Origin of the sequence: Parapedobacter brassicae (assembly GCF_051400755.1) — a bacterium.
In the GTDB taxonomy this organism is placed as follows: Bacteria; Bacteroidota; Bacteroidia; order Sphingobacteriales; family Sphingobacteriaceae; genus Parapedobacter.
This window is the reverse complement of record NZ_JBLFFL010000007.1, coordinates 205,218-214,479: the sequence shown is the minus strand read 5'-3', so window position 1 is coordinate 214,479 and position 9,262 is coordinate 205,218. Positions and strand designations below refer to the sequence as shown.

Below are 9,262 nucleotides of genomic sequence, written 5' to 3'. Positions count from 1 at the left end.
TTAACATGTCACTTGGATATTCGAATTTATTATTTTTTATCCGGTTATCCAGTGACACAGTTTAAGTTACACTCTCCCTCAACAATCCGGAAGACACCAGACTACGTGCAATAATCGCCCGCAGAATAGCATATCCATAGTTCAATAGATTATTCGGCGGTTCACCACCCCGGTGTCTGTTGAAGTTCATATATGCACTGAATATATTCTGCCAATAGTAAGCAGCGGCCCTTCCTTCGTAATTGTCCGGATCGCCGGATTTGACGGATTTGGACCAACGGTACATGTTGTCCGGGGTTATTCCAATCTTTTCCAGTACACGTGCCTGATTGTAGATTTTCTGCTGTATCGTCTGCTGCCACAATTGTTTTTTCAATGGAACTGATGCCTCGATTTGGTACCGAAACCGTTCTGCTTGCGTATTCCCGCCGTCCAATGGTAGAATCAACCCGGTAGGCATGTGGTTAGCATCACAAGAGATCAATGCGACATTATTTTGTACCAGCGTGGCAATACATCCATGCGAAATGGTAATTTGTTGGTTTTCCAATACGACCACGCCGATATCCTCTATCGGCATCGTCCGGTCTTCCTTTTCCTTGTCTGGAAAGGATATCACCAGCTGCTTATTGGAGTGGCTCAAATATGCAGGGTTGGAGAATATTAAGGTGCGTTTGATCATATTACCGGCTGTTTATGAGTTGCGTAATGAGCACTATCATCAACTCTTTTTCCGCAGGATCACTTTGTGCCGTCAACAGTGCCAGCGCCACGAGCGCATTGTCATTGATTTTCACTTCACCGTTCCGCTTAAAGCGATGCCTGTTTTTCTCCAGAAACCAAACGAACACAAATGCTCCAATTCGTTTATTTCCATCAGAAAAGGGATGGTTCTTGATGATAAAATAGAGCAAATGTGCCGCCTGTTCTTCTATACTAGGGTATAGGTATTGGCCACCAAAAGTCTGCACCACACTTTGCAGTGTTCCTTCGAAACTGTTGTCTTTTTCATTGCCAAACAGCTTTGTTGCTTCTTTTTTATCGATTAACTGTTTTTTGAGTTCTACGATGGCCGATTTAGCTTCCTCGTAACTGATTTCATAGGTGATATGCTCATTTAATTTTTGCGGCTCGATGGAATTACTGTCGTATTGGTTAAGCAATATAAAACTTTGGGTGTATTGGCTGATGATTTCGAGCAATCCTTTGGCCTCTTTTAAATTGGTATCATCCGTAATAGCGTTTTGGATGAGCTGAACGGTTTGCTGCAATTCGTCCAAACGCTTTTGGTTTACAGCATAACCTTTTACCAAAAAATCTTTTAAGCGCTGGGTGGCCCATTGGCGGAATTGGGTGCCTTGTTTCGATTTAACCCGGTAGCCAACAGAGATGATTACATCAAGGTTATAGTATAGAACTTTCCGTTTAACATTCCTGATGCCTTCTTTTTGAATTGTCAAGGATTCCTTGACTGTTGAGGAAGGCGTTAATTCACCTTCATTGAAGCAATTATTTATATGTAAGCTAATATTTTGTTTGGTTTGATTAAATAACAAAGCCATTTGTTGCTGAGTTAACCAAACCGTTTCCTGCTCAAATCTAACATCAATTTGAGTGGTGTTGTCTTTTGTTTGATATATTATTACCTCATTCATATTGAATCATTTTGTTTAACATCCTTCAAACTACACCTCTCCCAATCGATAAATATCCGGCGCATCATCCGCACGGTTATCCGCAAGCATGCGATCGATAAATTTCGGGCTGGGAATGACCAATTCGGCAAAAATTTCTATGGCCAGACATTCGGTCAAACTCCGTTTTAAATCCTTCTGACTAACCTTTGCTGTAAGATAAACGCCTGTATCAAGCATATTGGCGATAACAATGGTCTCATAGGCGGAGATGTACCCCACCCGCCATTCGCCAATATTGACCTGTATGGCAAAACTATCATAGGGATTCGTTGGCTCGCGAAGGAGTTGTACCTCGTCGCCTTCTTTAATGATGTCCTCGACTTCTCTAAAGTCGTAATGCATTAGCCCTCGGACATAATTATCATAGATTTTGACAGGCTTGGTCTGCAAAAATGAATGGGATGAAAGAACCAATCCACCTGCTCCAAGACCGAGGGATTTTAGGAAAGCTGTGCGTTTCATCTAAAAGGATTAATAATTCTCAATTTCTTATCTATCATTTGGCCGTTCTGCATATCCCTTGAATATAAAACATTACAATTGTTAAGTACAGCATCGGCAACAACAATTGCATCCTCCAAAGAGAAATCACATCTTCTAATCAAAAAATAAGCATGCCTGTAAATATCCTTATCCACCCTTGTTAACCACAGAATATCCAACAAATCTATTGCTACTTTCATTAAATGAACTTTAGGGACCTTACGTTTTGTCAATTGGAATATGAACTCTTGAAAAACAAAATTGGATACGCATGCGTTTGGATTGATCAAATTAATCGCTTGTTCTGAAAGATTTTCAGATTTATCATAAGCATACACTAAAATATTTGTATCAAGAGCATACATTCTATACATATTTGTTATTAAAAATCTGTCGTACGTTGTCAGAACTAAAGGCAATAATATTCCCCAATCTGTCGACCCGCAGTTTAACACAAGTTTCTTTTTCAGTTGTTAACTCTATTTTATTAAGCTGTGTATATTCTAATTTATTGACGATTACTGTAGACACGTTCGGTGGAATTACCGACAATCTGCTTCCAGTAAAACTCACAACTTTATAAATATCCCCAGATTTTTTATTGTCCAAATGAGCGGCATCAAGTCCTTGGTTATCGTCGCATTCTTCCTTCGTCGGTATATAAACGAAATCATTGGGAGACAAATAAAACAGCAGCATATTACCTTTTTCATTAGTTTCAGGGGCCGGCCCTAAACCTTGCTTTTGCCGCTCTATCACGACATTCAATGGAATGGTCTCAAAATTTCTTTTTCCTACACCATCTTGATAAACGGCAAAAAACAGATTTGTCCCCTTAGCCGCTTCTACATACTTTGACGATTTGTTTCCCTCATTACCTACATTAAATTTATTCCCTTTTGGTTCGTATGTCCTTACTTTATAAACAGGTTGGTGAAATTTCCCGTTATTCAGTTGAATGATATTTTTGTTCATCTCATCTATTCCCTCTGGTGTAAGCGCTAACGTTTCCGGAGCTATCTCTTTTCGCTTTTCGTCCAGAACACCTTTGTATTTATCTAAATGAGCCAACAAAATCGTTTGAACAGCGGTATCGGTTATGGTATCTATAATCCTTTTTTCACTGAAAGAGGTGTTAAGAGTAACTCGGGAAGCGACATTGTCATTATCCCAATAATACACTTCAACTCTTGAAATATCCTTGTCATTCCACTTGTTGTTATGATCCTTGAAAAATTTGGATAATAGTTTTTTGTCATATTTAACGGCAATTAAGGAGCGTATTTGTTTCCGTAAATTTTTATCTACAATCTCATTGTAATTATCTAGTGCAACACTTAACGAAACCATTTTTTTCCTTCTTAATTTCACCATTCCGAGAATAGTGTCCTTATGCATCGGTTTTCTTATTGCCCAACTATCTCCTTTGGTTTGCGGCACCAGCTCTTTTACCAATTTCCCGTTTTTCTCTACATATTTCTCGTACTTGTTCACGGTCTTATTAATGACACGGAGATTTTGTTTGAAACTGGCTATTATTTTTTCCAAAGCATTTTTGGCATCAATAGTAAATGTCCCCCAAGGCTTGATGTAGTCTTTCGGAACTTCTTTCCTTACGGTTTCGTCAGATTTTTTCCAAACACCATTTACGTCCTGCTTCCATCTTTTTACTTCCATGGTTTCCATCTTTCGAAGTTTCTTTGCCAGTCCTATCTGTAAATGGTGTTTTTGTGATTTAGCATTTTCATTATTGAGGTACTGAATATGCTCTCGCGTTGCGCAAGCTATTACCAAAGCATCTAAAGCATGATGCCTGTGGTCAATACGCTTCTTAGAAAATCCCTTAGCATATTCTAAAGGAACAGTTGGCAGATACTTTTGGTGATTGTCGTTCCAAGCTGTAAATACAGTACTGTTTGTCAATAAATTCATCCGTTCGAAGCGTGGCAAAATAAGTTCATTCCACACGTCATTCAATCCCCAATCTTGTCTTAGTGCTGACGTTATCTTTCCATTGCCAGGCAGCACGTTTTTAGAATTGTACTCTTCGTCTTTCCCGTCGTCCGCACGGACAATATTGGACAATACATTTACAATGAACTTACTGATATATCGGGTATCATTCAATTGCCTTTCAATCATCTTGTCAGGAATTTCTTCCATCAGCAATTTCTTGCGTTTACTTGGATTTTTAGCGTAATTATTTTTGACAAAATCCCTGTATTCTGTCTCTGTAAAAATTTTAAACTGCTTGCTGCCGTCCTGCACGATTTCGCCACCATGGCTTTTAATAAACTGTAATCCAAGTTGTTTATCCTTCAATTTGTTGATAGCCGATTCGCAGATAATTTTATTACTAAAACTATCGTCAAAAAATCTTGCTTGAGGAATAACGTGTTCCACTTCGTATTCTTGTGTAAACAATTTGCTCAACGGAATGGGATTTCCAGTATAAGGCGAGCGATAATTTTGCTGTAACCAAAGTTTATAACGTTGCAGCTCCGACTTAGAAGGTTGTGCCGTTTTACTGATTTTCAGAATATCTTCCGGCACATCGTCGGTACTTAAAGCCCCATCTTCAAAAATCTTTAATGCTTCTTGCTGCATGGGAGAATATGGACGAACATCCTCCACGTGAAGTTTGCCGTCTGAATTTTCTTTCAGTTCTATCAATAATTCCTTAATCCTAAGATTAGCAGACTCGTTGTCAGACACAAGGTTTGCCAGACGCTTTCTTTCCTCTACGGTATTTTTCATTTCCCGCCCCAATTCGATATGGATTTCACTTAGGAAGTCCTTTTCTCCATTACCGTATTTCTTCCAGATATCCTTTACCACCCGCAAAGTTTCAGTAACAACTTGTTCCACAATTGGATTACGAAGCGAATGCTGCTTGAAGTCCTCCAGATACTTCTCCAAATCGTTTACTGAATCCCATTTGCCCGTGATTTCAGCTTCGGAATGGCGATCATACACCACATATTGAGTCAACCAAAGCGGCAGCCCACGGAAATCCATTTCGGTCTGTAATTGCAGTTTTTCTGCTTTTTCCCGTACTCTAATTTTAATGGTTTCGTCAAATTCACCTGTAAGCAATTTGCCAATCCGGTCTTGTGTCTTTGTATCAATGTCCTCCCATTTCCAATACTTCCCGTTTCTCATCAAAGGCAATAGTTTCTTTATTGCTTTTTCAGAAAAAGAACCATAGTCACTTTTAAATGGCGGAAAACTTTTGAAATTGTCTATAAATGATGTTTCGTCCAAATCGTTTTTTTGAGCAAACGTCCTTAACGCTTTTTCGTACTCAATTTTGTCCGTAACTGAGTAAATGACATGCCAAAGCTTATACTCGATTTCGGAAGACAGAAAATTTTCAGAGATACCTTCGACTTTTTCCAATCGCTTGCGGATAAGGTACCCCGTTTCATTCATCGGATATTTTTTCGATTTTTCATCTTCCTTTTCTTTTGTGTCGTCAAAAACATAATTCCAGCGGTATTTAGCAATTTCCTTTTCTATTTCTTTTTTTAAAGCAGTTGCTTTAGCCCCTTGAAATTTTTCCTGCAAAATCGGAGCAATAAAATGATTTAAAATATCCCTATGATTCACTTCCTTTTGCCCCATTAAAAAAGCAAATAGCTTTTCATAGTCTTTGATCGATTGGATAAATTCATTGGTAACGTCTCCGTCGTCTTCCTTTCTGAGTATTTTAAGGTTATACAACCATTGCCAAACCCGAAACTCCTGATACAAAGGATTTGATTTTGGAATAGCTTTCAAATATTCGTTTTTGATTTTAGGTTTTCCGGTTTCATCTAATTCATAGATATCATTTCCATTTTCGTCTTTAACCGAATTTCCCCTCTCGTCTTTCTTTTTGATTTTGTAAGTCCTAAATTCGAGTGGACAGTTGCCGATAGAAGATTTTTGGCTTCGCAAAGGACGTTGATAAAAGATAATATCATTTACAAACAGGTGAATAAAATCTCTTTTGCCTAAAGAATCGCGGTAATCTTCATTTGTTCTGTATAATTCCCTTACGCAGTCGTTATATAAATCATCAGAAAAAAATTCCGGCTGCAACTCCATTTGTTTTTTTAAAATAGCGATCAGCTCTTCTTTATAAAATTTCCGCTCGATCGTACGGACAAGCTTTCCCTTTATTTTTTGTTTGGGATTTTGCAATAACGTGTCGTAAATATAAGCTCCTACCGTTTTGCCACTATTGCTAATCGTTATTTCGGTTTTGGCTTTTATTTTTTTATAGATTTTATCTTGCTCCGCTTTTGTCATTAAATCTATTTCTTCAAAACTTGGAAGCGGCGTAATTTTTCTTTTTTCTTTGCCACCTGTATCGGTCCTTCTATCTTTCACAATTTTAATGTTCCCCTCGTCATCCAATTCTTCTGTAACCAGAAATTCCCTTTCAACGCCAAGCCACTGCGGCTCAGCCGTAAAAGTCGCGGTGTAAATCCAGCCATTTTCAAGAACAACATTATACCAATGTCTCTTATCATTTTTCCTGTCGACTTCTCCCTTCTCAATCTGAACAACTTTTAAGTTGACCACGTATTCGTTGACAGATTTTAAACTTTCTTCTTCTTCTCCACGTAATTGATAATAACCCCGTTTTTGATTGAAGTTCAAGATAATCCAGCTCAATTCCTCCTTTGTTAATTTCCGTACGAGAGCCTTTTTGCGAAGAAAATAAATAGTCCAGTCATAAGGTATTAAAGCGGACCCTCCTTTCCTGTTCAGAAAAAGTTGTGGCTGATGCAATTTGAAGTCTTTCAGCATTTCTTCAAACGATTTTTTGAAGACAAATTCAAACTCCGTCTTTTCTTTATTGCCATTCCAAACGGGTCGGTAGGCGAGTTTAGGTTCTTTCTCTTCCAGAAATTGACCCAAGCGATTTTCAAAATCTATTTGTCCGGCATAATGCTTTGGCAAAAACCCCAAAACATTCAAAACCCTATGGAGCCTTTGTCGTCTTAACAGATATCTCTCTCTTAAACGTCTTATGCTTCTAAGCCGCGTTCTGTCCGCAGTCTGAGAAACACTAACCCCTTTTCCAAAATCGCCCAATGTCCCTTGATCCATTGGAATAATACGGCTTCCCATGCCGAGAATTTCTCCTTGTTTATTTTCAAAGTCGCGTTGAACTAATGCCCAACCGATAGAGTTAGTCCCAAGATCTAATCCAAGTATTGTTTTTGTCATGTCAATTCTTTTGAGGTTTAAAAGTAATTTGAAAGAAAAATAATCCTTTACGGTTTCCCGTATTGCATCAGTCAAAACATATCATATCTTTGCTATTGAAAGCAAATCACAATAAGGATTATTCCGTTGTGAAAACATTTGGATCGCCCCTTGTCCATAATCAGGGGGCTTTTTTTGTGGGTAAGGAATAAGAAAGTAGGTGTTGGTATAGGATGCTGGTTATGTTTTTCATGGTTTACCCGGTTTATGTAATTGACTCTGTACGATTTAGTTTTACCAAACATAAAAAATCAATGCGGTACTTTCAAAATGTTTTTTGATTTTTCCGCTAACCGTCTTTATATACTGGCGTTATTGAGTTACCTTCAAAACACCTCCACCAACCATCCAGGAAATACCCCCAGCAGCAATACGGTTAAGGTAATCAACACGGCCAACCAGAAGATCGTTGGTTGCCGGGGGGCAGGGCTGCTCTCATCCCGGTCCGATTTCCGAAGAAATGCATTCAGCGGCACCTTGAAGTAATAAAACAACGAAATGACGGTGGTGAGGGCGCCCACGATGAGCAGCACCATCATGCCGGGATTGCCGGTGGATTGCCAATTGCTGACCACTGCACTGAACACGAGTAATTTGGCGACGAAACCGGCGGTGGGGGGGAGTCCCGTCAGGGATATGAGAAGGACGACGAGACAGACCAAGGCGGTAGGCAGCGCTTTGCCCAATCCGCGGTACTCCTCGACGTCGGTGGCCCCGGTGCGCGTTTCGATGTAATCGGCCAGCATGAATACGCCCATGTTCATGAGCGCGTAGACGGCAAGATAAAACAGCAGTATGGTATAGTCACCCATCGAATAGGCCAGTACGGCCATCAGGAGGAAGCCGGTATGCCCAATGGAGGAATAGGCCATCATGCGCTTGACGTTGGTCTGGCGCAGTGCGGCCAGGTTGCCGAGCAGCATGGTGGCGATGGCCGACACCAGCACCATCAGGTGCAGGTGTTGGTAGGCAACGCTGTCCGTGGGCCAAGCGTGCAGGATGCGTGCCAGCAGTGCGATGCCTGCGATTTTGGGCGCGGTGGAGAGGAACGCTGTCACGGGTGTAGGGGCACCCTGGTATACGTCGGGCGTCCAGAAATGGAAGGGTACGAACGACAGCTTGAAGCCGATGCCCGTGAAGACGAGCAGCAGGGCGGTGGCGGATAGCAGCGGGGCGGTATCGGCCAGCCCCTGGATGTGTGCTGCGGATGTAAAATCAAGGTCGCCGGTAAAGCCATACATGAAGGACAGCCCGTATAGCATGACGGCCGAACAGACGGAGCCGAACAGCACGTATTTCATGGCGGCTTCGGTTTGCCGCGCTTCGCCGGCGAGGTATCCGACCAGGAGGTAGGAGCCGATGGATACCATTTCAATGGCCATGAAGACCATCAGCCAGCTGCTGGCCATGGCCATGAGGTTGAGTCCGATGTGTATGGCCAGCAGGATGCTGTATAGGTCGGCCGTTTTCTTGCGGTGGGTGCTGAAACCGGGGTTTGCTTGTACAAACAGCACAAATAGGAGGCAAACGGCTGCCGTGAGGATCCGGATGTACCGGCCGAAGGTATCCACATCCAGCATCCCGAACAGGAGGCCATCGGCCACGGGCAGCGCCAATTGGAGCGCGCTGTACACCCCTGCGAGTGCAATGCCTGCCGCGGTAATGATAAAGGTGCCCTGCCGCCAATGACGGTCGATAAACAAGCCGGTGCCTATACTGGCAATGAAGGTCGCGGCCAACACCAATTCGGGCATGAGCAGGGGTAGCCCAGTGCGGATGTGATCGAGTTTATTGCTTATATCGGGTAGTAGCTCAGTCATGGT

The 9,262-nt window shown here is 41.5% G+C and carries 6 protein-coding genes; all 6 read right to left on the bottom strand.

Features of this window, described 5'->3' with window-relative positions; translation table 11 throughout:
• Positions 1 to 61 precede the first annotated feature (61 nt).
• The 6 genes from cas1 to ACMGDE_RS17430 all read right to left on the bottom strand — a co-directional run bounded on the left by cas1 (position 62) and on the right by ACMGDE_RS17430 (position 9,259).
• Positions 62 to 682, bottom strand: a complete 621-nt coding sequence (gene cas1 / locus ACMGDE_RS17455) for a type II CRISPR-associated endonuclease Cas1 (protein ID WP_436834108.1) — start codon at positions 680 to 682, stop codon at positions 62 to 64.
• A gap of 1 nt (position 683) precedes the next feature.
• A complete protein-coding gene (locus ACMGDE_RS17450) occupies positions 684 to 1,655 on the bottom strand; it encodes a virulence RhuM family protein/type II toxin-antitoxin system death-on-curing family toxin (RefSeq protein ID WP_436834107.1) in 972 nt (323 codons plus the stop codon).
• Between the two features lie 30 nt (positions 1,656 to 1,685).
• Positions 1,686 to 2,159, bottom strand: a complete 474-nt coding sequence (locus ACMGDE_RS17445) for an HIRAN domain-containing protein (protein ID WP_436834106.1) — start codon at positions 2,157 to 2,159, stop codon at positions 1,686 to 1,688.
• On the bottom strand, positions 2,156 to 2,545 hold the full coding sequence (locus tag ACMGDE_RS17440) for a PIN domain-containing protein (RefSeq protein WP_436834105.1): 390 nt from the start codon (positions 2,543 to 2,545) through the stop codon (positions 2,156 to 2,158). The genes ACMGDE_RS17445 and ACMGDE_RS17440 overlap by 4 nt, the downstream gene beginning before the upstream one ends.
• A 1-nt stretch (position 2,546) precedes the next feature.
• Positions 2,547 to 7,400 (bottom strand): type II CRISPR RNA-guided endonuclease Cas9, encoded by a 4,854-nt coding sequence (cas9, locus tag ACMGDE_RS17435; RefSeq protein ID WP_436834104.1) that lies wholly within the window; start codon positions 7,398 to 7,400, stop codon positions 2,547 to 2,549.
• Between the two features lie 365 nt (positions 7,401 to 7,765).
• Positions 7,766 to 9,259, bottom strand: a complete 1,494-nt coding sequence (locus tag ACMGDE_RS17430; protein WP_436834103.1) for an NADH-quinone oxidoreductase subunit N — start codon at positions 9,257 to 9,259, stop codon at positions 7,766 to 7,768.
• Between the last annotated feature and the right edge of the window lie 3 nt (positions 9,260 to 9,262).

What these genes read in the sequence shown, in the direction of transcription:
- ACMGDE_RS17430 (WP_436834103.1), bottom strand. Translation starts at nt 9,259, where the DNA reads ATGACTGAGCTACTACCCGATATAAGCAATAAACTCGATCACATCCGC.
- cas1 (WP_436834108.1), bottom strand. Translation starts at nt 682, where the DNA reads ATGATCAAACGCACCTTAATATTCTCCAACCCTGCATATTTGAGCCAC.
- cas9 (WP_436834104.1), bottom strand. Translation starts at nt 7,400, where the DNA reads ATGACAAAAACAATACTTGGATTAGATCTTGGGACTAACTCTATCGGT.
- ACMGDE_RS17445 (WP_436834106.1), bottom strand. Translation starts at nt 2,159, where the DNA reads ATGAAACGCACAGCTTTCCTAAAATCCCTCGGTCTTGGAGCAGGTGGA.
- ACMGDE_RS17450 (WP_436834107.1), bottom strand. Translation starts at nt 1,655, where the DNA reads ATGAATGAGGTAATAATATATCAAACAAAAGACAACACCACTCAAATT.
- ACMGDE_RS17440 (WP_436834105.1), bottom strand. Translation starts at nt 2,545, where the DNA reads ATGTATGCTCTTGATACAAATATTTTAGTGTATGCTTATGATAAATCT.